The organism is Rhodococcus sp. PBTS 1 (genome assembly GCF_001620025.1).
GTDB lineage: Bacteria > Actinomycetota > Actinomycetes > Mycobacteriales > Mycobacteriaceae > Rhodococcoides > Rhodococcoides kroppenstedtii.
In genome coordinates this window covers 2037583-2062653 of record NZ_CP015219.1, presented here as the reverse complement: position 1 = coordinate 2062653, position 25071 = coordinate 2037583, and the positions used below count along the sequence as shown (strand labels likewise).

Annotated in this window: 20 protein-coding genes; 7 read left to right on the top strand and 13 right to left on the bottom strand. The window is 70.0% G+C overall.

The features are described from left to right. Positions 1-55: 55 nt before the first annotated feature. Both trxA and A3Q40_RS09300 read right to left on the bottom strand, forming a co-directional pair. Positions 56-427 carry a thioredoxin gene (trxA, locus tag A3Q40_RS09305; protein ID WP_068101671.1) on the bottom strand — a complete coding sequence of 124 codons (372 nt, stop codon included), beginning with the start codon at positions 425-427 and terminating at the stop codon, positions 56-58. 174 nt (positions 428-601) lie between these two features. After that, complete coding sequence (locus tag A3Q40_RS09300; protein ID WP_068105746.1) at positions 602-1600, bottom strand: GlxA family transcriptional regulator; 999 nt, start codon at positions 1598-1600, stop codon at positions 602-604. Positions 1601-1682: 82 nt separating this feature from the next. On the opposite strand from A3Q40_RS09300, the gene A3Q40_RS21000 reads away from it, so the two are divergent. Further along, on the top strand, positions 1683-1808 hold the full coding sequence (locus A3Q40_RS21000; protein ID WP_256365942.1) for a hypothetical protein: 126 nt from the start codon (positions 1683-1685) through the stop codon (positions 1806-1808). Here the strand turns inward: A3Q40_RS21000 and A3Q40_RS09295 are convergent. Then, entirely contained in the window at positions 1796-2338 is a 543-nt protein-coding gene (locus A3Q40_RS09295) for a 2'-5' RNA ligase family protein (RefSeq protein WP_068105743.1), read from the bottom strand. The genes A3Q40_RS21000 and A3Q40_RS09295 overlap by 13 nt on opposite strands. Positions 2339-2358: 20 nt before the next feature. On the opposite strand from A3Q40_RS09295, the gene A3Q40_RS09290 reads away from it, so the two are divergent. Further along, a complete protein-coding gene (locus A3Q40_RS09290; protein ID WP_068105740.1) occupies positions 2359-3462 on the top strand; it encodes an isocitrate/isopropylmalate dehydrogenase family protein in 1104 nt (367 codons plus the stop codon). A 28-nt stretch (positions 3463-3490) separates the two neighbouring features. On the opposite strand, the gene A3Q40_RS09285 is transcribed toward A3Q40_RS09290, so the two are convergent. Then, entirely contained in the window at positions 3491-4354 is an 864-nt protein-coding gene (locus A3Q40_RS09285; protein ID WP_235606536.1) for a class I SAM-dependent methyltransferase, read from the bottom strand. A 234-nt stretch (positions 4355-4588) separates the two neighbouring features. Between A3Q40_RS09285 and rpsA the strand changes: the two genes are divergently transcribed. Beyond that, positions 4589-6061: a 30S ribosomal protein S1 gene (gene rpsA, locus A3Q40_RS09280; protein ID WP_068101665.1), complete on the top strand. Its 1473-nt coding sequence runs from the start codon at positions 4589-4591 to the stop codon at positions 6059-6061. A 150-nt stretch (positions 6062-6211) separates the two neighbouring features. Here rpsA and A3Q40_RS09275 read toward each other — a convergent pair whose 3' ends face one another. After that, positions 6212-6436, bottom strand: a complete 225-nt coding sequence (locus A3Q40_RS09275) for a hypothetical protein (RefSeq protein WP_068101662.1) — start codon at positions 6434-6436, stop codon at positions 6212-6214. 196 nt (positions 6437-6632) lie between these two features. On the opposite strand from A3Q40_RS09275, the gene coaE reads away from it, so the two are divergent. Next, on the top strand, positions 6633-7868 hold the full coding sequence (gene coaE, locus A3Q40_RS09270; protein ID WP_068101659.1) for a dephospho-CoA kinase: 1236 nt from the start codon (positions 6633-6635) through the stop codon (positions 7866-7868). Here coaE and A3Q40_RS09265 read toward each other — a convergent pair. Further along, entirely contained in the window at positions 7855-8376 is a 522-nt protein-coding gene (locus A3Q40_RS09265) for a DUF402 domain-containing protein (RefSeq protein WP_068101656.1), read from the bottom strand. The genes coaE and A3Q40_RS09265 overlap by 14 nt on opposite strands. Before the next feature lie 41 nt (positions 8377-8417). Next, the gene (locus tag A3Q40_RS09260; protein WP_068101654.1) at positions 8418-9941 is read right to left on the bottom strand and encodes an ATP-dependent DNA ligase; all 1524 of its coding nucleotides are present in this window, start codon (positions 9939-9941) and stop codon (positions 8418-8420) included. A gap of 90 nt (positions 9942-10031) precedes the next feature. Here A3Q40_RS09260 and uvrB point away from each other — a divergent pair, with 90 nt between their 5' ends. After that, positions 10032-12194, top strand: a complete 2163-nt coding sequence (gene uvrB, locus A3Q40_RS09255; RefSeq protein WP_068101652.1) for an excinuclease ABC subunit UvrB — start codon at positions 10032-10034, stop codon at positions 12192-12194. Between the two features lie 50 nt (positions 12195-12244). On the opposite strand, the gene A3Q40_RS09250 is transcribed toward uvrB, so the two are convergent. Together A3Q40_RS09250 and A3Q40_RS09245 are read right to left on the bottom strand one after the other, a co-directional pair. Continuing rightward, positions 12245-13129, bottom strand: coding sequence for an ABC transporter permease (locus A3Q40_RS09250; RefSeq protein ID WP_068101649.1), 885 nt, complete (start codon positions 13127-13129; stop codon positions 12245-12247). Continuing rightward, complete coding sequence (locus tag A3Q40_RS09245) at positions 13126-16044, bottom strand: alpha/beta fold hydrolase (protein WP_068101647.1); 2919 nt, start codon at positions 16042-16044, stop codon at positions 13126-13128. The genes A3Q40_RS09250 and A3Q40_RS09245 overlap by 4 nt, the downstream gene beginning before the upstream one ends. 227 nt (positions 16045-16271) lie before the next feature. Between A3Q40_RS09245 and A3Q40_RS09240 the strand changes: the two genes are divergently transcribed. Continuing rightward, on the top strand, positions 16272-16724 hold the full coding sequence (locus tag A3Q40_RS09240; RefSeq protein ID WP_068101644.1) for a universal stress protein: 453 nt from the start codon (positions 16272-16274) through the stop codon (positions 16722-16724). Between the two features lie 94 nt (positions 16725-16818). On the opposite strand, the gene A3Q40_RS09235 is transcribed toward A3Q40_RS09240, so the two are convergent. The 3 genes from A3Q40_RS09235 to A3Q40_RS09225 all read right to left on the bottom strand — a co-directional run bounded on the left by A3Q40_RS09235 (position 16819) and on the right by A3Q40_RS09225 (position 21136). After that, the gene (locus tag A3Q40_RS09235) at positions 16819-19140 is read right to left on the bottom strand and encodes a HelD family protein (protein ID WP_068101640.1); all 2322 of its coding nucleotides are present in this window, start codon (positions 19138-19140) and stop codon (positions 16819-16821) included. Positions 19141-19261: 121 nt separating this feature from the next. Beyond that, on the bottom strand, positions 19262-20296 hold the full coding sequence (locus tag A3Q40_RS09230; protein WP_082833844.1) for a DoxX family protein: 1035 nt from the start codon (positions 20294-20296) through the stop codon (positions 19262-19264). Between the two features lie 153 nt (positions 20297-20449). Then, entirely contained in the window at positions 20450-21136 is a 687-nt protein-coding gene (locus A3Q40_RS09225) for an MBL fold metallo-hydrolase (protein WP_068101637.1), read from the bottom strand. A 236-nt stretch (positions 21137-21372) separates the two neighbouring features. Between A3Q40_RS09225 and uvrA the strand changes: the two genes are divergently transcribed. Beyond that, complete coding sequence (gene uvrA / locus A3Q40_RS09220; RefSeq protein ID WP_068101634.1) at positions 21373-24285, top strand: excinuclease ABC subunit UvrA; 2913 nt, start codon at positions 21373-21375, stop codon at positions 24283-24285. A 52-nt stretch (positions 24286-24337) separates the two neighbouring features. On the opposite strand, the gene A3Q40_RS09215 is transcribed toward uvrA, so the two are convergent. Further along, entirely contained in the window at positions 24338-24739 is a 402-nt protein-coding gene (locus A3Q40_RS09215; protein ID WP_170851511.1) for a DUF1844 domain-containing protein, read from the bottom strand. Between the last annotated feature and the right edge of the window lie 332 nt (positions 24740-25071).

Sequence of the window (25071 nt, the reverse complement as noted above, 5' to 3'; positions counted from 1 at the left end):
TCGTCTTCGTGCCGGGTGATCTGCGGACGTTACTCCGACGCAGCCTGCTGCTCTGTCACTCCGACGCAGCCTGCTGCTCGGCGATCTGCTTCCGCACCTCGTCCATGTCGAGGGCCTTGACCTGACCCACGAGGTCCTCGAGCGCGGACTGCGGGAGCGCGCCCGGCTGAGCGAACACCAGAACGCCCTCGCGGAACGCCATCAGGGTCGGGATGGACCGAATGTTGGCGGCCGCGGCCAGACCCTGCTCGGCCTCGGTGTCGACCTTGCCGAACACCACGTCCGGGTGGTTCTCCGACGACTTCTCGAAGGTGGGAGCGAACTGCTTGCACGGTCCGCACCAGTCGGCCCAGAAGTCGACGAGAACCACGTCGTTCCCGGTCACGGTCTCGTCGAAGTTCTGCTGGGTCAGCGTCTGCGTAGCCACTGGTGATGCTCCTCGCTGGGGTCGGAATCGGTGGGCTTCTCGCCGTGCAACAGACCGCCCGGCGGTGTCATTCCCGGCGGTGTCATTCCCGGCGGTGTCGTTCCCGCCCCTGTCGTTCCCGCCCCTGTCGTTCCCGCCCCTGTCGTTCCCGCCCGTATCGTTCCCGCCCGTGTGTCACACCGAGACGGGCGCCGCCCGGAAGGTGCGTCGGTAGGACTGCGGTGTGGTGCGTCGCAGGCGCAGGAAATGCTGCCGCAGTACCGCCGCGGAGCCGAAGCCGACGCGGGTCGCCACCGCGTCCACCGAAAGGTCGGTGGACTCCAGCAGCCGCTGCGCCTCCAGGACGCGCTGATCACTGATCCAGCGCGCCGGGGTCGTGCCCGTCTCGGCCTGGAACCGGCGGGCGAACGTCCGGGGCGACATCGCCACCCGCGCTGCGAGGACGTCGACGGACAGATCCTCCCGGAGGTTCTCGGCGATCCAGTCGATGAGCGGGGCGAGAGTGTCCGAATCGCACTCGGGCACGGGCACGGCGACGTACTGGGCCTGTCCGCCGTCGCGGTGCGGCGGCACCACCATGCGTCGGGCGATGCCGTTGGCGACGGCGGCGCCCTGCGCGGACCGCACGATGTGGAGGCAGAGGTCGATGCCGGCAGCGGTGCCTGCGCTGGTGTAGACGTTGTCGTCCTGGACGTAGAGGACGTTGGAATCGACCGTCGCCGCGGGAAAACGCTCGGCCAACTGCGCCGCGTGGCGCCAGTGGGTGGTGCATCGACGTCCGTCCAGCAGGCCCGCCGCGCCGAGCACGAAGGCGCCGGTGCACAGACTCGCGACGCGAGCGCCGCGTGCCACGGCGGCGCGGAGCTTCTCCGCGAGCGGCTCGAGGTCGTACCCGTCGCCGGTTCCGCAGACGTACGTCCCGTCCGGCGACGCCGCGGTGCCGCCTGCGGACACGACGATCAGATCCGCGTCGTCGAGTCGATCGAGGTCGTAGGGCACGTCGATGTCGTATCCGAACCGCGTGCGGATCGGCTCGGGGACGGCCGCGATCAACGAGAAGTCGTAGACCGGCAGCCCTTCGTCGGACCGGTCGAAGCCGAAGACTTCGCACGCGACGCCGAGTTCGAACGCTTCGGTCAACGGCAGGAGTGGGACGACCACCTTCGTCAGCACCACGTCAGTATGGCAGAAAAACGACGAAACATGTCATTTCTGCCACTGGCCGCGAGAAGCACTGCGACGGAACATGTCTCGTATGACATTCCTGGTGCTTCTTCTCGCCGTCCTGGCCGTCTACATCGTCCTGGCCGCGCTGGCGCTGACAGATCGCGTGCCCGACACCCATCGTGAGGTGACGCGCCACGGCGACTATCGGTTCTGACCGTCGCCGAGCAGCCACTCCTGCTTCGCGTCGCCGTCCCACCGCCGCACGCCCGCGACCGCGGCGTCCAGATCGTGCAGTCCAGGGCTCAGAGCCGTTGCAGCCGAACCGATCTCGTGCGGTTTGCCCCTCATCGCCAGCGTGACGTGCGGCGTCCACCGGCCGGGCAGCAGATGCGGCGGCACTCCGGGGGAGTCGCCCAGCCGGTCGTGCACTCGGGCGTGGAACTCCAGCAGCTCGGCCGAGGGCACCACCGCGCGGGCCAGCGTCACCCGCGCGCCACCGAACACCACCAGGCCGCCGAGGCGCAGCGTGCCGGGCACGGCGTCGTCGGTGGTCACGAGCTCCACGAGCCGGTCTTCGGTGCCGACGTCGAACGCCGACGCCACGGCGACCGTCACGTGGGGACGATTCGAGGCCCCGGTGTGCCGCGCCTGGCTGGGCAGACCCAACTCCGCGAGGTAGTTCCAGTCGCGCCGGACGGCCGCATCGCTCTCGGGGTCCAGCAGGAGTTCGAGCGACTGCACCATGGTGAGCAATGATGGCGGTCATGACGGACGCAGGAAACACGGGGTCGGGGCACGGACCGCGGATCGGCGTGCTGACCGGCGACGGAATCGGACAGGAGATCGTCCCGGGCGTCGTCCAGGTCGTCGACGCCGCGTTCGAGGGCGTCGGGACGACGGGGCCCGACTGGGCCTGGCTGCCGTTCGGCCGCGAGGCCCTCGACGAGCACGGCGACGCGGTGCCGGCCGGCACCATCGCCGCCCTCGAGGATTTGGACATGTGGATTCTCGGGCCGCACGACAGCGCGTCGTACCCGCCGGAGCGTCGCGGAGACCTCACGCCCGGCGGCCGCATCCGCAAGCATTTCGATCTCTACGCCAACATCCGCCCGGCGCGCGCGCTGCCCGGCGTCCGCGCCGTGTCCCCGCGGATGGACCTCGTCGTGGTGCGGGAGAACACCGAGGGCTTCTACGCGGATCGCAACATGGCCGTCGGGTCCGGGGAATTCATGCCGACGCCGGACGTCGCCCTGGCCGTGGGCGTGTTCACCCGGCGGGCGGCCGAGCGCATCGCCGAGAGCGCCTTCGCCCTCGCCGAGCAGCGTCGCCGTCGGGTGACGGTCGTCCACAAGACCAACGTCCTTCGTCTGACGACGGGACTCTTCCGCGACGTGTGCGCGGAGGTGGGCGAGCGACACCCGGACGTCGAGGTGACCTACGAGCACGTCGACGCCCTGACCGCCAAGCTGGTCCGGAGCGGCGAGACCTTCGACGTGATCGTGGCGGAGAACATGTTCGGCGACATCCTGTCCGACCTCGCCGGTGAGCTGTCCGGGTCCCTCGGCATGGCCGCGTCGATCAACGCGTCCGCGGAGAAGGTGATGGCGCAGGCCGCGCACGGCGCCGCCCCGGACATCGCCGGTCGCAACCGGGCCAACCCGACCGCCTTGATGCTGTCGGCCGCCGCGATGCTCGACCACGCCGCCGCCACCGGTGGTCCCGGCCACTTCGCGCGGGTGGCCGACCGTGTGCGCGGCGCGGTCGAGCACACCGTCGCGTCGGGCGTCGCGACCGCGGACATCGGCGGACAGGCGTCGACGTCGGAGTTCGTCGAGACGGTCGCCGCGCACGCGCTTCGGGGAGTCTGACCGCGACGCGGCTGCCGGAGTCCAGCCGCTACGCGGGTGCCGTGCCCGGTTTCGCGGTACAGAAGATCGCGGTCCCGGGAAACAGTCGTCCCCGCAGGGGTGACCACTGACCCCACTCGCGATCCAGCCATTCCGGCCAGTCCGGCTCCACGATGTCGACCAGGGTCAGCCCCGCGGCGACGATCTCCCGCACGCGGTCGCCGACGGTGCGGTGGTGCTCGACGTAGGTCGCGGTGCCGTCCGGATCGAACTCGGCGTACGGGGTTCGGTCGAAGTAGGGGATCGTAGCGGTGAGGCCGTCGGGACCGGGATCGTCGGGGAAGATCCAGCGCACGGGGTGGTTGACGGAGAAGACCCAGTGGCCGCCGGGGCGCAGGACCCGGGCCGCCTCGCGCATGACGCGCGCGGAGTCCGCGACGAAGGGCACGGCCCCGAAGGCGGAGCACACGACGTCGAACGACGCGTCGGCGAACGGAAGGCTCTCCGCGGAGGCCTGGAGCAGGGCGGGCGCGGGGGAGTCGGGTTCGCTCGCGTGAGCGCGGTCGATCGCCGCGACGCCGTGGGCGAGCATGCCGGCCGAGATGTCGAGTCCGACCGCCCGCGCTCCCTGGTGAGCCAACCATCGCGAGCACGGTGCGGAGCCGCACCCGATCTCGAGGACGTCGCGCCCGCGGACGTCGCCGAGCAGGTGGACGTCGCCCTCGTGCAGACCCTCCGGGCACCACACGAACTCGCCCGTCGGGCTGTCGACGCCCAGGAATTCACCGTGCGTCCGGTGGTAGTCCCCGGCGTCGACGTCCCACCAGGACCGGGAGGCGCGCTCGCTGGCGGCGGAATCGACACGCCGCCGGGCCGGGTAGGAGGAGGTCGAACCAGGAGAGTCGGCTGCCACGCGCCACACGGTAACCGGGTTTGCCCGCGCCACGCGGCACCGAGTAGTCTTCGATACGCGAATGTCTGCCCTCCGCACGTCGCGTGCGAGGGGCCTGGCGCTCGTGACTCTCGGATCCGAGCACTGGTTCGCTGCCGAATCTACGGCAGCGGTCGCCACGTGTCCCGGCAAACGAGGGTCTGTCCGACCGAACATCCATCCACCGACACCAACCCGTCCGGAGCACCTCACCACATGGCCTCATCCACCGTCACCTCGCCGCAGGTAGCCGTCAACGACATCGGCTCCGCCGAGGATTTCCTCGCCGCCATCGACGCGACGATCAAGTACTTCAACGATGGCGACATCGTCGAGGGCACCATCGTCAAGGTCGATCGCGACGAGGTCCTGCTCGACATCGGTTACAAGACCGAAGGCGTCATCCCCTCCCGCGAGCTCTCCATCAAGCACGACGTCGACCCCAACGAGGTCGTCTCCGTGGGCGATGAGGTCGAAGCTCTCGTCCTCACCAAGGAGGACAAGGAGGGTCGACTGATCCTGTCGAAGAAGCGCGCTCAGTACGAGCGTGCCTGGGGCACCATCGAGGAGCTCAAGGAGAAGGACGAGGCCGTCAAGGGCACCGTCATCGAGGTCGTCAAGGGTGGCCTCATCCTCGACATCGGCCTCCGCGGCTTCCTCCCCGCGTCGCTCGTCGAGATGCGTCGCGTCCGCGATCTGCAGCCGTACGTCGGCAAGGAGATCGAGGCGAAAATCATCGAGCTCGACAAGAACCGCAACAACGTGGTCCTGTCGCGTCGCGCGTGGCTCGAGCAGACCCAGTCCGAGGTCCGCAGCGAGTTCCTGCACCAGCTGCAGAAGGGCCAGGTTCGCAAGGGCGTCGTCTCGTCGATCGTCAACTTCGGTGCGTTCGTCGATCTCGGCGGCGTCGACGGTCTGGTTCACGTCTCCGAGCTGTCCTGGAAGCACATCGATCACCCGTCCGAGGTCGTCGAGGTCGGCACCGAGGTCACCGTCGAGGTTCTCGACGTCGACCTGGACCGCGAGCGTGTCTCCCTCTCGCTCAAGGCGACGCAGGAAGACCCGTGGCGTCAGTTCGCCCGTACCCACGCGATCGGCCAGATCGTGCCGGGCAAGGTCACCAAGCTCGTTCCGTTCGGCGCGTTCGTCCGCGTCGAGGAGGGCATCGAGGGTCTGGTGCACATCTCCGAGCTGGCCGAGCGCCACGTGGAGGTCCCGGACCAGGTCGTCACCGTCGGCGACGATGCGCTGGTCAAGGTCATCGACATCGACCTCGAGCGTCGCCGCATCTCGTTGTCGCTGAAGCAGGCCAACGAGGACTACAGCGCCGAGTTCGATCCGTCCAAGTACGGCATGGCCGACTCGTACGACGAGCAGGGCAACTACGTCTTCCCCGAGGGCTTCGACTCGGAGACCAACGAGTGGCTCGAGGGCTTCGACAAGCAGCGTGAGGAGTGGGAAGGCCGGTACGCCGAGGCCGAGCGTCGTCACAAGATGCACACCGCTCAGATGGAGAAGACCGCCGCCGACGAGGCGCAGGAGGCAGCCAACGCTGCCGCCGGCTACTCCTCGGAGACCGGATCCACGCAGGGTGCGCCCGCCGCAGCCGCGTCGGAGTCCACCGGTGGATCGCTCGCCAGCGACGCGCAGCTCGCCGCTCTCCGCGAGAAGCTGTCCGGCGGAGCATAATTCGCCGGTAGTTCACCCAGTCAGGCCCCGAACCGCATCGCGGTTCGGGGCCTGACCCGTATCCGGGGAACCAGCCGGGAACGAGCGGCGCGAACGCAGAACGACCCGGCCCTCGACGACGAGGACCGGGTCGTGACGACGATACGGGGGTCAGCCGGCGGTGGCGGGACTCCACCCGGTGCCGAGAGCGCTGCCGCGCTTGCGCATCGTCGCGAAGCTGTGGCGCGCGGGGCTGAGCAAGGAGGTGAACCAGTTGCGACGGTGCTCGGCGAGGGCGTCGGCGACCTCGGGGATGAGAATGCAGTGGACGCCGTCCGGCATGCCCAGGCGATGCCGCCCCGGCTGCGTTCGCCTCTCTCCTGCGATCGTGTTCATGCCCGTGTCCCCGCCTGTCGCGTCGTGTCGTCTCGGCCGGTGCCGGCCTGCTCCGGCTCGTCGCGCCGAAGCGAGCGTCGAAGCCGGTTGTGCGCCTCGAAGATAACCGACGGGTTGGGAAACACGGGGTATTTGATACTGGTGATTCGCGGCGTGTTCGCTGCACGCGGGCGAGGGGTTCGCCACACTGGAGCACGTGATCAGAATCGGATTGACCGGAGGCATGGGTGCGGGCAAGTCGACCGCTGCCCGAGCACTCGCCGACCTCGGTGCCGTCGTCGTCGACGCGGACGCGATCGCCCGCGAGGTGGTCGAGCCGGGAACGCCCGGACTGACGGCGCTCGTCGAGCGGTTCGGCGATCGCATTCTGGCGGAGGACGGCACGTTGAACCGACCGGCGTTGGGGGCCATCGCCTTTGCCGATGACGAGTCGCGGCTCGCACTCAACGGAATCGTCCACCCTCTGGTCGGCGCCCGTCGCGAGGAACTGATCGCGGAGGCCGACGCGGACGCGATCGTCGTCGAGGACATCCCGCTCCTCGTGGAGACCGGTGCCGCCCCGTTCTTTCCGCTCGTGATCGTCGTGCACCTCGACGAGGATCAGCGCATCCGCCGGCTGGTCTTCTCGCGCGGGGTCGACGAGGCCGACGCGCGCTCGCGTATCCGCTCGCAGGCCACCGACGATCAGCGTCGCGCCGCGGCCGACGTGTGGCTGGACAATTCCGGGACCGCGAACGACCTCGTCGAAGCCGTTCGCACGCTGTGGGATTCGCGCTTGGTGCCGTTCGCGCGGAACGTCCGCGACGGTGTGGTCGCCCGTCGGCCGGTGGCGATCGCGGCAGCCGACCCGACGTGGGGCGCGCAGGCGGAGCGGCTCATCGGTCGGCTGCGCGCCGCGTGCGGTGATCGCGCCGTGCGCATCGACCACATCGGATCGACGTCCGTCCCGGACTTCCCGGCCAAGGACGTGCTCGACATCCAGATCACGGTCCGCTCGTTCGCCGACGCCGACGCCCTGCGAGAGCCGTTGACCGGCGCGGCTTTTCCCGTCCTGGAGCGGGCTGTATCCGACGATCCGCATCCGTCGTCGGTGCCCGGTGAAGCCGATTCCGCGCTGTGGGAGAAGCGGATGCACGGCAGTGCCGATCCGGGCCGACCGGCCTTCGTGCACCTGCGGGTCGACGGGTGGCCCGGGCAACGGTTCGCCCTCATGTTTCGCGATCGATTGCGGGCCGATCCCGCTGCCCGCGCGGAGTATCTCGCCGCGAAGGAGCGTGCCGCGCACGAGGTGGACGGGATCGACGATCCGGCCGAGGCCGTCGCGGCGTACGCGGCGGCGAAGGGGCCGTACTTCGAGGGCGCCTACCCCCGCGTCCTGGAGTGGGCGGAGTCCACCGGGTGGCAGCCGGACCGAGGCGTCAGCGCCAGGTGACGGGCATCCCTCGGCCGTGCAGCCAGGCGTCGAGATCGTGCCCGGCCGCGGCGATCCCGTCCAGCGCGTCGGCGGCGCGGGACACGGCCGCCTCGGCCACGTCGTCGCTCACCAGACCGGCCCGCACCGCGCCGAACAGCTCGTCGACGTCGAGCAGTTCCTGACCGCGACCGGTGCGGACGACGATGTCGAGGTAGTGATCGGTCGACCGCCACACCGAGCCGTCGGCGACGTACTCGCCGACGTCGACGTAGCGGTCCTGATCGCGCCGATGCTCGGGGACGAAGTGGAAGATGGTCGCACGAAGGCCGAGCTCCGGCAGAAGCCAGGATTCGACGTAGTGGAACTGGCGGTGATCGGCGGGGCGAGCCATGTACAGCCCCCACGGGTGTGCCTCGTACACGTCGACAGGACGGACGAACCCCTTGGGGTCGGTGTTGGTGCGCGCGAGCGTGTCGAACACCTCGACCTTGGGCGGATGCACGTGCACCTGCTTCGCGGACGTCATGCGTGGACCGTACCGGCGCAGCGACTCACGAGGGCGCGTCGTTACGTGGGCGGGGTGCCGAAGAGCGCTTTCACACTCTCGACGGTGTCGGCCTGCTCGGCGGTCTTGTCGTCGCGGTAGCGCACCACGCGGGCGAAGCGCAGCGCGATGCCGCCGGGGTAACGGGTGGAGCGCTGCAGCCCGTCGATCGCGATCTCGACCACTTGCACGGGCTGCACGTGCACGACGTGGTCGGATCGGTGCGTCTCGAGGCCCAGGAAGCGTTCGGTCTGCCATGCCAACATCTCGTCCGTCATGCCCTTGAACGTCTTGCCGAGCATGACGAACCCCCCGGCGGGATCGATGGCGCCGAGGTGGAGGTTGGACAGCAGGCCCGTCCGCCGACCCGACCCCCATTCGACGGCGAGCACCACGAGGTCGACGGTGAAGACGGGCTTGACCTTCACCCACGCCGCCCCGCGTCGACCGGCCTCGTACTTCGCCGCCGGGTTCTTGATCACCACGCCCTCGTGCCCCGCGGCGACGGCGGACGCGGCGAACCGCTCCGCCTCCGCGGCGTCGGCCGTCGTCAGGCGCGGCACGCGGTGGTCGGCGTCGACCAAGCGATCGAGCACCGCGATGCGGTCGGCCCACGGGCGGTCGAGCAGGTCGTCGCCGTCGACGTGCAGGACGTCGAAGAAGTACGGCGTCACCGCCACCCCGGTGGCCTGCGCGGTGCGCGAGGCCGTGTCCTGGAACGGGCGGGGGCGGCCGTCGTCACCCAGCGCGAGGGCTTCGCCGTCGAGTACCACCGAGTCGACGGGCAATGAGCGCACGTAGTCGACGACCTCGGGGAGTCGCGAGGTGATGTCGTCGAGACTGCGCGTCGCGATGGACACCTCGTCGCCGGTGCGGTGCACCTGGATGCGAATCCCGTCGAGCTTGGTGTCGAGGGCCACCGGATCACCCGCGGTCCCGGCCGCCTTGACGACCCCGTCGGTGACGGTGGGGGCGCTCGAGGCGAGCATGGGCGAGACCGGCCGTCCCACGGTGAGTCCGATCGCCGCGAGGGCGTCCTCGCCGCCGGTCACGGCGGCTTCCGCCGCGGCGGGCGTGGATCCGGACAGCATGGCGGCGCGCCGCACCGCGGCCAGGGGAAGATCGGTCGCCGCGGCGACGGCCTCCTGGACGAGCGCGTCCAGGGCGCCCTGCCTCAGTTCGCCGGTGACGAGTCCGCGCAGCCAGGTCTGCTCGGCGGCGGTCGCCCGGCCGAAGAGGTGCTCCGTCTCCTCCGCTCGCGCTCGCTGCGATCCCGGGCCCGACAGCTCCGACAGGCGCTCGAAGACGCCGTCGACCTCGGTCACGGTCAACGTCGAGGCCTCCGCCGGACGGGGCAGGCGGGCGAGGCCCCGCCAGCCGAGCCCGGTGCGCCGTTGGCGAAGCATCCCCGAGGCATAACGCACCACCAGTCCCACCTCGTCCGCGGTGCACTCACCGAGCAACTCGGCGAGAGCCGCCACTTTCGCCTTGCGTGAACGCGTGGCGGCGACGGTGGCCGAGGTGTCGACGATGCGCGCGAGGTCCATGGGGCCATTCTGGACTCGGGGACCGACACCGGTGGCGCCCCGTCGGTTCCGGGCCCGGTTCGTGTCGGTGGTCGGGCCTACTCTGGTGTCATGGCATTTGCGGCTGAACAACCGGTTCTCGCACACTCCGAGCACCGGCCCGTGAGCGAGATCGAGCGCAGCACCCGGCCCTTCGAGGTCGTCAGCGAGTACTCCCCGGCCGGCGACCAGCCGGCCGCGATCGAGGAGCTCGCCCGCCGGATCAACGGTGGGGAGAAAGACGTCGTTCTCCTGGGCGCCACCGGTACCGGCAAGTCGGCCACCACGGCGTGGTTGATCGAGCAGGTCCAGCGTCCGACGCTGCTCATGGCGCCGAACAAGACCCTCGCCGCCCAATTGGCCAACGAACTCCGAGAGATGTTGCCCAACAACGCCGTCGAGTACTTCGTCTCGTACTACGACTACTACCAGCCCGAGGCGTACATCGCGCAGACCGACACCTACATCGAGAAGGACTCGTCGATCAACGACGACGTCGAGCGCCTGCGGCACTCGGCCACGGCCAACCTGCTCTCGCGACGGGACGTGGTGGTGGTCGCGTCGGTGTCCTGCATCTACGGTCTCGGCACCCCGCAGTCCTACGTCGACCGGTCGGTGTATCTCAAGGTCGGACAAGACGTCCCGCGCGATCAGTTCCTGCGATTGCTCGTCGACGTGCAGTACACCCGGAACGATCTCGCCTTCACCCGCGGATCCTTCCGGGTGCGCGGCGACACCGTCGAGATCATCCCGTCCTACGAGGAACTGGCCGTCCGGATCGAGTTCTTCGGTGACGAGATCGAGGCGCTGTACTACCTGCATCCGCTCACCGGGGACGTGGTGCGGGAGGTCGACAGCGTGCGCATCTTCCCCGCCACGCACTACGTGGCGGGACCCGAGCGCATGGAGCGCGCGGTTCGGGACATCGAGGCGGAGCTCGACGAGCGGCTGGCCGACCTGGAGAACAAGGGCAAGTTGCTCGAGGCCCAGCGGCTGCGTATGCGTACGCAGTACGACCTGGAGATGATCAAGCAGGTCGGCTTCTGCTCGGGCATCGAGAACTACTCCCGGCACATCGACGGCCGTCCCGCCGGCACCGCGCCCGCGACGTTGATCGACTACTTCCCGGAGGATTTCCTCCTCGTCATCGACGAGTCGCACGTCACGGTGCCCCAGATCGGCGCCATGTACGAGGGCGACATGTCCCGCAAGCGCAACCTCGTGGAGTTCGGCTTCCGCCTGCCGTCCGCGACGGACAACCGTCCGTTGACCTGGGAGGAGTTCACCCAGCGCATCGGCCAGACCGTGTACCTGTCCGCCACCCCGGGCAAGTACGAACTCGGGCAGAGCGGCGGCGAGTTCGTCGAGCAGGTCATCCGGCCGACCGGGCTGGTCGATCCGGAAATCGTGGTCAAGCCCACCAAGGGGCAGATCGACGATCTGGTGCACGAGATCCGCGAGCGCACCGAGAAGGACGAGCGCGTCCTGGTCACCACCCTCACCAAGAAGATGGCCGAGGACCTGACCGACTACCTCCTCGAACTCGGCGTTCGCGTGCGCTACCTGCACTCGGACATCGACACGCTGCGACGGGTGGAGTTGCTCCGGCAGCTGCGCCTCGGCGAGTACGACGTGCTCATCGGCATCAACCTGCTGCGCGAGGGTCTCGACCTTCCCGAGGTGTCGCTCGTCGCCATCCTGGACGCGGACAAGGAGGGCTTCCTGCGCAGCGGGACCAGCCTGATCCAGACCATCGGCCGCGCGGCGCGCAACGTGTCGGGCCAGGTCCACATGTACGCGGACACGATCACCGAGTCCATGCAGTACGCGATCGACGAGACCGAGCGCCGGCGCGCGAAGCAGATCGCCTACAACGAGGAGATGGGGGTCGATCCGCAGCCGCTCCGCAAGAAGATCGCGGACATCCTCGACCAGGTCTACGAGGAGGCGGAGGACACCGACAACGTCATCGACATCGGCGGGTCCGGACGCAACGCGAGCCGCGGGCGGCGTGCTCCGGGTGAGGCCGGCCGCGCGGGCAGCAGCGGTGTGGTCGAGGGACGAGACGTCTCGACGATGCCGCGTGCGGAACTGGCGGACCTGGTCAAGCAGCTCACCGACCAGATGATGAACGCGGCGCGCGAGCTGCAGTTCGAGTTGGCCGGGCGTCTGCGCGACGAGATCCAGGACCTCAAGAAGGAACTGCGGGGGATGGACGCCGCCGGTCTGTCGTGACACGACGATCGGCGGCGGCCGCCCCGCTCAGCTGGTGATGTCCGCTCCGGTCAGCTGGTGATGTCCTTCGTGGCGAAGCGCCGCCACGCCACGATGCCGAACAGCGTGGCGTAGGCCAGGGAGGAGAACGCCCCGTCCAGCAGGTCGTTCCACGAGAGCGTGGGGGAGAGGACGCTCGTCCACGAGGTGGAGTAATGCCCCGGCAGAGCGTTGCGCAGCGAGCCCAGGGCGGTGATCTGGTCGAGGATTTGCGCGACGATCGACACCATGACGGTCCCGCCCACCGCCCCGAGCGGAGCGTCGGTCGAGACGGACAGGGCCATCGCCAGGCCGGCCACCCAGGTCAGGTTGATCGCGATGAACACCACGCCGATCACGAGTCGCCCCAGCGAGGTCCCGAAGGCCAACGAGTCGCCGAACGGGGACACCAGCGCGCCGAACCCGTACAGCGCGCTGCCGAGCACGAGCGAGACACCCACCAACGTGACCAGCGCCGCCACGGAAAGGGTCGCGGACACGATCGCCTTCTGCCGCAGCAGTCGTCCGCGCGCAATGGGGACCGCCAGGAGGTAACGCAGCGACGACCACGACGCCTCGCTGGCCACCGCGTCCCCGAAGAACAGCGCGACCACGACGATCAGCAGGAACCCGACGGAGACGAACAGCGCGAACACCGTGAAGTTGACGCCGCTGCGCGTCCCCAACTCGATCAGACTGCCGCTGGCACTGTCGGATTCCGACCCGCCGACCGCGAACGCGATGGCCAGGATCACCGGCAACAGGGCCAGGAACCCGAGGGACACCTGCGTGCGGCGGCGGGTGAACTGACGGGTCAGCTCGGTGCGGATCGACAGCGTGCGGCCGGCGTCGAATCCCGCGACCCGCCCGTCGCCGGCCCCGGCAGAGCCGGACTGCTGGGTTTCGGTGCTGCTCACGCGCGTGCTCCTGACGTCGTCGTCGGTTCCGGTCGGTCACCGGATGCCGTGTCGTCGTGGACGAGTTCGAGGAACACGTCCTCGAGGCGGGTCGACCGGGACGCCGACGACACCGCGATACCGCCCGTCACCAGCGTCCGGATCGCCACGGCAGGATCCGTGGCGCCCAGCTGTGCCTTGACGGCTCCGGTGTCCTCGTCGACGACCACCTCGCCCACGCCGTCGAGGCGCCGCAGCACCTCGGCGGCGTCCGCCGGCCGGTCGACCCGGAACTCCACGGGACCGCTCGCCCCGATCAGGTCCTCGACCGTCCCGGCGCTGACCACGACGCCCTTGTTCATCACGACGACGTGCGTGCAGGTCTGTTCGACCTCGGCCAGCAGGTGGCTGCTGACCAGGACCGTGCGACCGGTGCGCGCGTACCGGATGAGGACGTCGCGCATCGTGCGGATCTGCGGCGGGTCGAGCCCGTTGGTCGGTTCGTCCAGCACCATGAGGTCCGGCAGTCCCAGCATCGCCTGAGCGATGGCCAGACGCTGCCGCATGCCCTGGCTGTAGGACTTCACCTTGCGATCGACGGACCGTCCCAGGTCCGCGATGTCGAGCGCCTCCTCGAGGTGCGCGTCCGCGAGGGGACGGCCGGTGGCGCGCCAGTACAGCTCGAGGTTGTCCCGGCCCGACAGGTGCGGGAGAAAGCCCGAGCCCTCGACGAACGATCCGAGCCGCGACAGCACGGGAGCGCCCGGGGTCACGGCGTGGCCGAACACGCGGATCGACCCCGCCGACGGGGTGATCAGACCCATGAGCATGCGCAGCGTGGTGGTCTTGCCCGCGCCGTTGGGACCGAGCAGTCCCAGAACCTGGCCGGTCTCGACGCGGAACGAGACACCGTCGACGGCTCGGAATCCGTTGGCGTAGTTCTTGGCCAGATCGGTGATCACGAGGGGAACGTCGGTCAGCGCGGGGTCGACGTCCGCGGCCGTGCGTCGGCGTGCGCGGACGGTCGCCGCCACGGCCAGTGCCGCCACCAGCGCCGCGAGTGCGGTGATCCCGACGACCGGAACCACCGGGAACGACGACGTCGTGTTCTCGGCGGGAACCGTGGGCAGCGCCACCCGCCCGTCCGTCAGAGCGACGGAGATCGCGGCAGGCTCCAGCGGAACCGCGTAGTTCTGATCGGTGGTGGCGAACGCCACCTCGATGCGGTGGCCGGCCGCGATCTGGTGGGTGATCGCGGGCAGCGACACCGTCACCGTCGTCGGGGTCGCCGACGGCGCCACCCGGACGGCCGACACGAGACCCGACGGCAGCGTCCGCCGTCCGTCGTCGGACACGTCGTAGAGCTTGGCGAACAGCACCGTTCCGCTCTCGGCGGTGGTCGGGCCGACCGTGACGTCGAGGGTGGTCGATCCGGTGACGGTGTAGGACCGCTCCAGCGGCTCGCTGACGAAGGATGCCGTCTGGCCGGGCAGGTCGCCGGCGAGCAGCGGCCCGAGCGCGTCCGACGCGCCGCCGGGAAGTCCGGAGAGCGATCCCACGCCGGGGAACGACGACACCGCGGACGGTGATGCACCCGGTGGGCGGGCGATGATCTGCGTGGGCGTGCCGGTGGCGGAGGTGAGTGCGAACTCGGTGCGCTCGGTGTCCGCTTCTCCGGACAGGCCGGGGTAGCGCGCTGCCACGAGGTCCCGCGCCCGGTCGCCCTGGTCCGTCGGGTCTCCGGCGAGGGTGTAGGCGAACGACGGATCCGCCGGATGGGGGTCACCGGTCAGGTGGTCGACGAGGAAGTCGGCGACGGCGGCGTCGGCGACGGGACCGGTCCCTCCGGCGTCGTGGCCGCCGTCGAACCACCGCACCTGAACGGAGCCGCCGGCGTCGGCGATCTGGCGAGCCGTGGCGTCGGCCTGCTCGAGGCCGAAGAGGGTGTCGCGCTGGCCCTGCACCAACAGAGTCGGTGCCGTGATGGACGCCGCGACCGACGACGGCGAGCGCTGGCGCAGCAACTCGGTGGTCTCGGGCGACGGTTGTCCACCCACGGCAGAGGTGGCGTAGGCGGCGCAGACGTTCAGGGCGAACCGGCCGCAGGCGGCCGCGGGATCGGACGGGTCGAGGACCGGTGCGGCTGCACCCTGCCCGGCCGCGCTCGGGCCCGACGTGTCGCCACCGGCATCGGTACTGCCACCGGCACCGGCCGGGAGTGCGCCGGCGCCGAAGAAGATGCCTGCCCAGCCGCGCTTGAGGACGCCCGCATCACCGTTCTCGGACGGCGCGGGCGTGGTGGTCGGTGCGCCCGACCCGGCGGCGGCGGAGTAGTTGGGGAACAGGCTCTGGTTCAGGTCGTTCCACGTGATGGACGCCGCGTCGGCGTCGATCCGCGGATCGGTGCCCGCCGCCATCAACGCCAGCGCACCGCCGTACGACCCCCCGGCCACACCGACCCGGGGATCGCCGGGGGCATCCAGTCGCACCTCCGGCCGGGTGGCGAGGTAGTCGATCAGTGCTCTGGCGTCGGCGACCTCGCGGTCCGGATCGTTCAGTCCGATGCGCCCGGTGCTGGCGCCGAATCCGCGGGCGCTGTACGCGAGGACCACCAGTCCGCGCGACGCGAGGTCCCGCGCCTGACCGTCCACCGAGCTCTTGTCGCCGCCGAAGCCGTGGGCAAGGATCACCGCCGGGGCGGGCTCGGGCACGTCCGGAAGGTAGACGGTGGCGTCGAGTTGCACGGTCGACGACGACCCCGGCCCCTCCGGTACCTCGCGGACGACCTCCTCGGTGCGCACGGCCGTCGTGTCGGAGGCGGTGGTGCGCAGGGCCACGACACCCACGATCGCCAGGACCACCAGAACGACGAGTCCGATGACGACGGGGCGCGCGAGGAGAGAACGTCCGGACGGTCGGACGCGGGGACGGGGCATGGCAACGAATGTAGGCGAGCGGGCCGTCGGCTGCCGCCGAGGCCGACCGTGCGCCCGCTGCGCGCCCGGTGGAACGCCGGGGCGACCGACCCGGGACGTCGTGGCTTACCCGAAGCCGTGTCGGGGCATTCGGCCTGCGACTAAGGTCTATCCGACACTCGACCACCGTCCGATCTCGGACCCTTCGTCTCGACAACGTCCTGTCGATCGACCCACTGGAGGAATGCATGAGCGCTTACCGCACCGTCGTCGTCGGAACCGACGGTTCCGATTCGTCCTTGCGGGCCGTGGAGAAGGCGGCGGCGCTGGCGGGGGACGCCGACGCCACCTTGTTCATCGCATGCGCCTACTACCCGGCGGACTCGAAGGCGTCCGGCCACGATGCCGACGTCCTCGGCGAGGACGCCTACCAGATCACGGGATCCGCTCCGACACAGGAGATTCTGCGCACGGCGCGGGAGCGGGCGACGTCCGCCGGCGCCACCTCCATCGAGGAGCGTCCCGTCGTCGGCAACCCCGTCGACGCTCTGCTCGAGCTCGTCGGCGAGACGAAGGCGGACCTGCTGGTGGTGGGCAACCGCGGCCTGAACTCGCTGACCGGCCGGCTGCTGGGATCGGTGCCGTCGGATGCCGCACGCAAGGCGCGGTGCGACGTTCTCATCGTCCACACCACACGCTGAGTCCCGGTTCCCGAGGCGTTCACCGCCCGCGCCGCTCGCGGCGTCGGGTGGTGAACCGTCACCAGGTCGCCCCTGCGGCGCCCCCTCGTCGCCCCTACGGTCGGGCCGAGTACGGGGGAACGTCGCCCAGAACGTCGGGCAGCGGGAGTGAGTGCACGATGTCCACCCGCTGTGTGGCCCGGGTGAGGGCGACGTAGAGATCGTTCAGTCCGCGGGCGGAGTCGGCGAGAATGCCGGCGGGTTCGACGAGGACGACCGAATCGAATTCCAGTCCCTTCGCCTCGCGCACGGTGCTCACCGTGACGTCGGCGCTCGCCCACACGCGGAGCGGCTCGACGAGCGCGGCGGGAGCCAGGACCGCCGAGGTGCCCGGGCGCGGATGGGTGGCGACGTGCCGTCCGACGGCGGCCGAGAGATCGTCGGCCGGCACGTGGTCCGCCCGGGGAGCATCGGTGCCCTCCCGGACCGATCGGGGCGGGGTGGCCGCCGGGTCGAGTTCGGCCAGCACCCGATGCGCGAGCTCCATGATCGCGGCGGGCGTGCGATAGTTGACCGTCAGCTCGGTCAGCTTCCAGCGACGCGCGACGTACGGCCCGAGCACGTCTTGCCAGTTCGTCGTGCCGGCGGGCGCACCGGTCTGCGCGACGTCTCCCACCAGCGTCATCCACCGGTTCGGGATACGTCGCATCACCATGCGCCAGGCCATCGGCGACAGTTCCTGAGCCTCGTCGACGATGACGTGTCCGTAGGTCCACGTTCGGTCGCCGGCAGCGCGCTCCGCTGCGGTCAACCGACGCGTGTTCTCGTGTCGTTGCGCCAGCCGGTCCGCGTCGACGAGGTCGTAGGCCATGAGGATCTCGGGGTCCAGTTCGTCCTCGAGGTCCTGCGGTGCCGAGCCGGTGAGGATGTCCAGCGCACCCTGTGCGTCCTCGATCTCCGCGCGCCACCGTCGCCGCTCCCGTTCCCGCTCCGCGGCATCGTCGATGCCGAGCAGCTCTGCCAGCTCGTCCAGCAGGGGAGCGTCCGACGGGGCGAAGCGGCCGTCGTCCGCGCGCGCGACAGCCTGCCGGTCGGTGTCGGACCAGGTCGGGGTCGCGGTACGCAGCCGCTCCGGAGACGCGAGAAGGTCCGCCAGCACCTGCTGGGCGGTCAGGTCCGGCCACAGGCGTGCCAGCTCGCGCTGGATGTCGGGGTCCGCGCGCATCTCGTCGCGGGTGTCGGCCAGATCGTCGCGACTGAGCAGGTTCGCCCCACCGAGCACGTCGCCGCCCACTTGCGCGGCGAACTGGTCGGCCAACAGGTCGATCATGGTGGACACGAAGATCGGGCGCGCGAGGTTGTGCGGGCGGCGCGACGATCGCGCGCGGCCGCGCGCTCGCGTCACCGTCTTCCGGTCGATGCGCAGGGGATAGCCGTCGAACTGGACGACGACGGGCTCTCGCGGCACTTCCTGGCGGTCGCGCACGGCGGCGACGAGAACGTCGACGACGGCGAGGTCGCCCTTGAGTTCCGCCTCGCGCGCCGTCTCGGACCGGCTCGCGTCGACACCCGGGAAGAGCGTGCCGACGGTGGCCAGCAACACCCCCGTCTCGCCGAGCGACGGCAGCACCTGACCGATGTAGTCGAGGAAGGTCGAGTTGGGGCCGATCACCAGCACGCCGCTCTTGTCGAGCTGCTGACGGTACGTGTACAGCAGGTACGCCGCGCGATGCAGCGCGACGGCTGTCTTGCCGGTGCCCGGCCCACCCTGCACCACCAGCACGCTGCGGTGGGTGGACCGAATGATGTCGTCCTGCTCGCGCTGAATGGTCTCGACGATGTCGGTCATGTGTCCGGTCCGCGCGGCGTTCAACGCGGAGAGCAACGCGCTCTCGCCGGCCACGCCGTCGCTGCCGATCTCCACGCCCGCATCGCGGGCCGCGTCGAGATCGAGGAACTCGTCGGCGACTCCCGTGACGGTGCGGCCGCGCGTGCGGAGGTGGCGGCGGCGCCGCACGCCCTCCGGGGCCGCCGGTGTGGCCAGGTAGAAGGGGCGCGCGAGCGGCGCGCGCCAGTCGTAGAGGAGCGACTCGAAGTCGTTGTCCTCGTCCAGAATGCCGAGTCGCCCGATGTACCGGGGGGCGTCGTCCTCGTCGACGTCGATGCGGCCGAAGCACAGCCCGTTCTCCGACGAGTCGTACTTGGCCAGGTCCTCGGTGTACAGCGCGCTGAACGATTCCCGTTCGCTGCGGGCCTGCGGCGTCCCGCCGGTCTCGAGCAGCACGGTGCCCAAGCGCGATTTCGCGTACGCGCGGAGCTCGTCGAGACGTCGGTAGAGCACGTCGAGGTGGCGCTGTTCGTCGGCCAGCGCGGGGTCGACGGCAGGGGTGTGGCCGTCGGGTTCGCCGGGGGACGAGGGGGTGGCCGGATCCGGCACTGGGCCTCCTGAAGGCAGAAACGAGAGCCAGAAGAGTCTACGGGCGTCGCACACGACGACGGCCGACGCCTCCGGGAGGGAGGGCGTCGGCCGTCGACGGAGTTGCTGACCGATCCGGGGATCAGACGTACTGGTGCACGGCGCTCTCGATCTGCGCGCGCGCGGACTGGGCGCGCTTCTCGGCGTCCTTCAGCGACGACTGGAGCTGCTTCTGCGCGTCCTTGCTTGCCGAGGCGTACTTCTTCTTGTAGTCCTTGCGCGCCTGCTCGAGCTGCTTGCGCGCTTCTTTGCGCTGCTTCTTGGTGGCCTTGCGGGCCTTCTTGCCGTACTCGTCCAGCAGGTCGGACCCGTCCTTGCGGGCCCGCTCCGCCAGATCCGCACCGCGAGCGACGGCCACGTCGGCGTACTTGCTGCCCTTGTCCTGGGCGACCTCGGCGAGGTCGGAGGCGCGGGCGGCCGCGAGGTCGGCCCACTTGGCGCTGCGCTCCTTGGCCAGCTCGGCCAGCTTCCCGCCGCGGTCCTGCGCGACGTTCGCGAGGACGGCGGCCTGCTCGGCTCCCTTGTGCGCCGCGACCTCGGCGTAGGGCTGCACGCGCTCGGCCGCGACCTCGGCGAGCTCCTTCGCCTTGTGGCCCGCGGACGCCAGCGTGTCGGAGGTGTCCGAGGACGACGCGAGCGGGATGGCCCCGGCGACGGCCACCTTCGCGTTGCGCGCGGCGCGCTTGCTGCGCCAGGCGACGGAAGGCTTGCCCTCGGTGTCGACGGCGGCGATCAGCAGACCACCGAGCAGGCTGACGTTCTTGAGGAACTGGGTGCGCTGCAGAGCCTTGGCCTCCGGGTCGGTCTCCTCCCAGAAGGCGTGACCCGCGAGCGTCGTCGGCACCAGGCTGCCGGCGAGGACGGCCGACGCGATGCGCGGCGCCTTGCCCGTCGCGAGCAGAACGCCGCCACCGATCTGGATGGCCGCGTTGATCTTGACGAGCGTCTCCGGATCGTCGGGAACGTTCTGGGTGACCTCGTCGGGAAGGACGTCCTGACTCTTGTCGATCAGCGGCTTCGCGGCCTTCGCTCGGCCGGACGGGTTGCGCAGTGCGTCCACGCCCCCCGCGACGAAGATGGATGCAAGCATCGGTCGGGCGATCCGGCGGACAATCACTGAGCCTCCTGCAGAACGGCGGTCTGGGACGGTGGAACGGGTGTGCGAACCCGCCGCCGACGAGGGCGACCGGTCCGCATCACCGGTAGCAGTACCCCCGGGCCCCCCGGGTCAATCCCCGTGACGGGCGTCGGCTGCTGTGACCGCGCACGGTCACCACCCGCGCTCGCGCCATTCCCCGAGGTGCGGGCGCTCGGCACCGAGCGTGGTGTCCTTGCCGTGGCCGGGATAGACGACGGTGGAGTCGTCGAACCGCGCGAACAACTTGGTCTCGACGTCGTTCAGCAACGACTCGAAGTTCTCCGGCCCGTCGGTCTTGCCGACGCCGCCGGGGAACAGGGAGTCGCCCGTGAACAGGTGGACGCGGCCGTCGGCCGGGTCCGTCACCGCCAGGGCGATCGAGCCCGGCGTGTGCCCGCGGAGGTGGATCACGTCGACGTCCACGTCGCCGACCGTCACACGGTCACCGTCGTGCAGCAGCGTGTCGGGGACGACGGGGAGCGGGTCCGCGTCGAGCGGGTGCGCCGCGGTGGGCGCGCCCGTCGCAGCGACGAGTGCCGACAGCGCCTGCCAGTGGTCGGCGTGCTGGTGTGTGGTGACGACGAGCTCGACGCGCGGCGCAGCGGAGGCGACGAGCGCACGCAACGTCTCGGCGTCGTTCGCGGCGTCGATCAGCAGCGCGGAACCCGTCCGGGAACAGACGACCAGATAGGCGTTGTTGTCCATCGGGCCCACCGAGGTCTTCACGATCGCGGCGTGCGACAGCGTTCGCCGCTGGGCGCTGCCGTCGGACACGTCGCCGGTGTAGTCGTCGGACACGGTGCGCTCGGTGGGGGTCATGAGCGTGAGATTACCCACGTCGGACGCCGTCGAGCGCCGGAGACCGGGCCGTGCGCCGACGTGTGGCGCGACGTGTCGGTGGTCCGGCCTATGGTCGGGAGCGGTCCTCGGTGCCGAATCGGACGGTCGGAGGAACCCGACGCACGACGGCGTGGGGACAGTGGCGCGGGACTGCGACGGCGCGGGGACAGTACGGACAGCACGGTGATCGGCCGTGCGAGACGAGAGGACGGACCGTGGCGGATCGCCTGGTCGTGCAAGGCGCACGTGAGCACAACCTGAAGGGCGTCGACGTCGACCTGCCCAGAGACAGCCTGATCGTGTTCACGGGCCTGTCCGGATCCGGGAAGTCGTCGCTCGCGTTCGACACGATCTTCGCCGAGGGACAGCGGCGCTACGTCGAGTCGCTGTCCGCCTACGCGCGCCAGTTCCTCGGCCAGATGGACAAGCCGGACGTCGACTTCATCGAGGGCCTGTCGCCGGCGGTGTCGATCGACCAGAAGTCGACCAACCGCAATCCCCGCTCCACCGTCGGCACCATCACCGAGGTGTACGACTACCTCCGTCTGCTCTACGCCCGCGCCGGCACCGCCCACTGCCCGCAGTGCGGTGAGCGCATCGCGAAGCAGACGCCGCAGCAGATCGTCGATCAGGTGCTGGACATGGAGGAGGGCCTGCGCTTCCAGGTTCTCGCACCCGTGGTGCGGACGCGCAAGGGCGAGTTCGTCGACCTGTTCGAGCAGCTGAACACGCAGGGCTACTCCAGGATCCGTGTCGACGGCACGGTGCACCAGCTGACCGACCCGCCGAAGCTGAAGAAGCAGGACAAGCACGACATCGAGGTGGTGGTCGACCGCCTGACCGTCAAGGCGTCCTCGAAGCAGCGGTTGACCGACTCGGTCGAGACCGCGCTCCGGCTCGCCGACGGCATCGTGGTGCTCGACTTCGTCGACCGTGAGGAGGGTGCGGCCGACCGGGAGCGGCGATTCTCCGAGCGGCTCGCGTGCCCCAACGGCCACGCGCTGTCGATCGACGAACTCGAGCCTCGGTCCTTCTCCTTCAACTCGCCCTACGGCGCGTGCCCGGAGTGCGCGGGTCTGGGAGTCCGCAAGGAGGTCGATCCGGATCTCGTCGTGCCGGATCCGGATCTCTCTCTCGCCGACGGCGCCATCGCCCCGTGGTCGATGGGGCAGACGTCGGAGTACTTCGGTCGGCTGCTCGGCGGCCTGGCCGACGCGATGGGCTTCGACATCGACACCCCGTGGCGCAAGCTCCCGGCGAAGGTCAAGCGGGCGGTCCTCGAGGGCAGCGAGCACCAGGTTCACGTCCGCTACAAGAACCGCTACGGCCGGACGCGGTCCTACTACGCGGAGTTCGAGGGCGTCATGCCCTTCCTGCATCGGCGCATGGATCAGGCCGAGTCCGACGCTATGAAGGAGCGGTACGAGGGCTACATGCGGGAGGTGGCCTGCCCGGTGTGCGACGGCGCTCGCCTCCGGCCGGAGATTCTGTCGGTGAGCATCACCGCCGGTGACTTCGGGGCGCTCTCGATCGCGCAGGTCTGTGCGCTGTCCATCGCCGACTGCTCGCGGTTCCTGAACACGCTGACGCTCGGGACCCGCGAGGAGGCGATCGCCGGCCAGGTGCTCAAGGAGATCCAGGCGCGTCTGGGGTTCTTGCTCGACGTGGGCCTCGAGTACCTCACCCTGTCCCGTGCAGCCGGCACGTTGTCCGGCGGCGAGGCGCAGCGCATCCGGCTGGCCACCCAGATCGGCAGCGGCCTGGTGGGTGTGCTGTACGTGCTGGACGAGCCGTCCATCGGCCTGCACCAGCGCGACAATCGGCGCCTGATCGACACGCTGACCCGTCTGCGCAACCTCGGCAACACGCTCATCGTCGTCGAGCACGACGAGGACACCATCCGCACCTCGGACTGGGTGGTCGACATCGGCCCCCTCGCCGGCGAGCACGGCGGCCGGGTCGTCCACAGCGGCACCTACAAGGAACTGCTCGAGAACACGGAGAGCCTGACCGGCGCGTACCTCTCCGGTCGGTCCGCCATCGCCGTGCCCGAGGCTCGACGCGCCGTCGACCCGAAGCGCAAGGTGACTGTCGTGGGTGCGCGCGAGCACAACCTGCAGGGCATCGACGTGAGCTTCCCGCTCGGCGTTCTCACCTCGGTGACCGGGGTGTCGGGATCCGGCAAGTCGACTCTCGTGAACGACATCCTGGCCACCGTCATGGCCAACAAGCTCAACGGTGCTCGGCAGGTGCCCGGTCGGCACACCCGGATCAACGGTCTGGACCAGCTGGACAAGCTCGTGCGCGTCGATCAGTCACCGATCGGTCGGACGCCGCGGTCCAACGCGGCCACGTACACCGGGGTGTTCGACAAGATCCGGACTCTCTTCGCGGCGACCACCGAGGCGAAGGTGCGCGGGTATCAGCCGGGACGGTTCTCGTTCAACGTCAAGGGCGGTCGGTGCGAGGCGTGCTCCGGGGACGGCACCCTCAAGATCGAGATGAACTTCCTGCCCGACGTGTACGTCCCGTGCGAGGTGTGCCACGGTGCTCGCTACAACCGGGAGACCCTCGAGGTCCACTACAAGGGCAAGACCATCGCCGAGGTGCTGAACATGCCCATCGAGGAGGCGGCGGACTTCTTCGAGCCGATCACCTCGATCCACCGCTACCTCAAGACGTTGAACGAGGTGGGCCTGGGTTACGTCCGCCTCGGTCAGCCGGCGACCACCCTGTCCGGCGGTGAGGCCCAGCGCGTCAAGCTGGCCGCGGAGTTGCAGAAGCGGTCGATGGGCCGCACGGTCTACATTCTCGACGAGCCCACCACCGGGCTGCACTTCGAGGACATCCGCAAGCTGTTGCTGGTGATCAACGGGCTCGTCGACAAGGGCAACACGGTCATCGTCATCGAGCACAACCTCGACGTCGTGAAGACGTCCGACTGGGTCATCGACATGGGACCCGAGGGCGGGTCCGGCGGCGGCACGATGGTCGCCGAGGGCACGCCCGAGGACATCGCGGCGACGCCGGAGAGCTACACCGGCAAGTTCCTGCGCGAGGTCCTGGGTCAGGCGCCGCCGGCGCCGGCCGTGCGGACTCGTCGGAAGCGCAAGCCCGTCGGAGTCTGAGCCCGCCTCGACCCCGAACCGGTCGAGCTCTCGATCGTCCGACCCCCGATCGTCAGTACACGGGCCCGGTGTACTTCTCGCCGGGCCCGGCGCCCGGCGCGTCGGGGTGCGCGGACTGCTCGCGGAACGCGCGCTGCAGCGCCTGCAGGCCTTCTCGGATGGGGCCGGCGTGCGGTCCGAGGAACTCCACCGAGGCCGTCACCAGTCCCGCGAGGGCGGTGATGACGCGTCGGGCCTCGTCCAGATCGAGGTGGGGGCTGTTCTCGGGATCCTCGTCGGAGAGGCCGAGCTTCTCCGCGGCGGAACTCATGAGCATCACCGCCGAGCGGCTGATGACCTCGACCGCAGGAACGTCGGCGAGCTCGCGCACGGCCGTGGGCCCGGTGGGGGACGGGTCGCTGGGGGACGAGTCGGTGGGGTCGGAGGAAATGCCGGCGTCGGCCGCGTCGCTCATGAACTCACCTTCTCACGCGCGAAGAGGCGGGCCAGTAGTGCCGAGGCGATTCGGTCGCCGGCGGCCCGGGTGGTACCGTTGTGCCACGACCGCCTTCAGGTGACCAGTTCGCCCGGAGGCCGCAAGTGGAGTCCGTCTCCCACCTCTGTTCGGTTCGCCGTTCAGTGGTCCGGTCCCTCGCACCGCGGTGCGTGACGTCGAGTTTCGTAGCGGCGTCGTCGAGCTTCGGCTCGGGTGGACCGGTCGGTACCGGACCCCGCTGTCCACGAGAGATCGTGGCCACGGGGTCTTTCGCGTCGATGGGCCCGAGCAGTGCTCGGGAATATCTCACC

Coding starts and splice junctions, on each gene's coding strand:
- rpsA (WP_068101665.1), top strand. CDS start 4,589: ATGGCCTCATCCACCGTCACCTCGCCGCAGGTAGCCGTCAACGACATC.
- A3Q40_RS21000 (WP_256365942.1), top strand. CDS start 1,683: ATGACATTCCTGGTGCTTCTTCTCGCCGTCCTGGCCGTCTACATCGTC.
- A3Q40_RS09275 (WP_068101662.1), bottom strand. CDS start 6,436: ATGAACACGATCGCAGGAGAGAGGCGAACGCAGCCGGGGCGGCATCGC.
- uvrB (WP_068101652.1), top strand. CDS start 10,032: ATGGCATTTGCGGCTGAACAACCGGTTCTCGCACACTCCGAGCACCGG.
- A3Q40_RS09215 (WP_170851511.1), bottom strand. CDS start 24,739: ATGAGCGACGCGGCCGACGCCGGCATTTCCTCCGACCCCACCGACTCG.
- A3Q40_RS09245 (WP_068101647.1), bottom strand. CDS start 16,044: ATGCCCCGTCCCCGCGTCCGACCGTCCGGACGTTCTCTCCTCGCGCGC.
- A3Q40_RS09290 (WP_068105740.1), top strand. CDS start 2,359: ATGACGGACGCAGGAAACACGGGGTCGGGGCACGGACCGCGGATCGGC.
- A3Q40_RS09295 (WP_068105743.1), bottom strand. CDS start 2,338: ATGGTGCAGTCGCTCGAACTCCTGCTGGACCCCGAGAGCGATGCGGCC.
- A3Q40_RS09265 (WP_068101656.1), bottom strand. CDS start 8,376: ATGACGTCCGCGAAGCAGGTGCACGTGCATCCGCCCAAGGTCGAGGTG.
- A3Q40_RS09260 (WP_068101654.1), bottom strand. CDS start 9,941: ATGGACCTCGCGCGCATCGTCGACACCTCGGCCACCGTCGCCGCCACG.
- A3Q40_RS09225 (WP_068101637.1), bottom strand. CDS start 21,136: ATGACCCCCACCGAGCGCACCGTGTCCGACGACTACACCGGCGACGTG.
- A3Q40_RS09240 (WP_068101644.1), top strand. CDS start 16,272: ATGAGCGCTTACCGCACCGTCGTCGTCGGAACCGACGGTTCCGATTCG.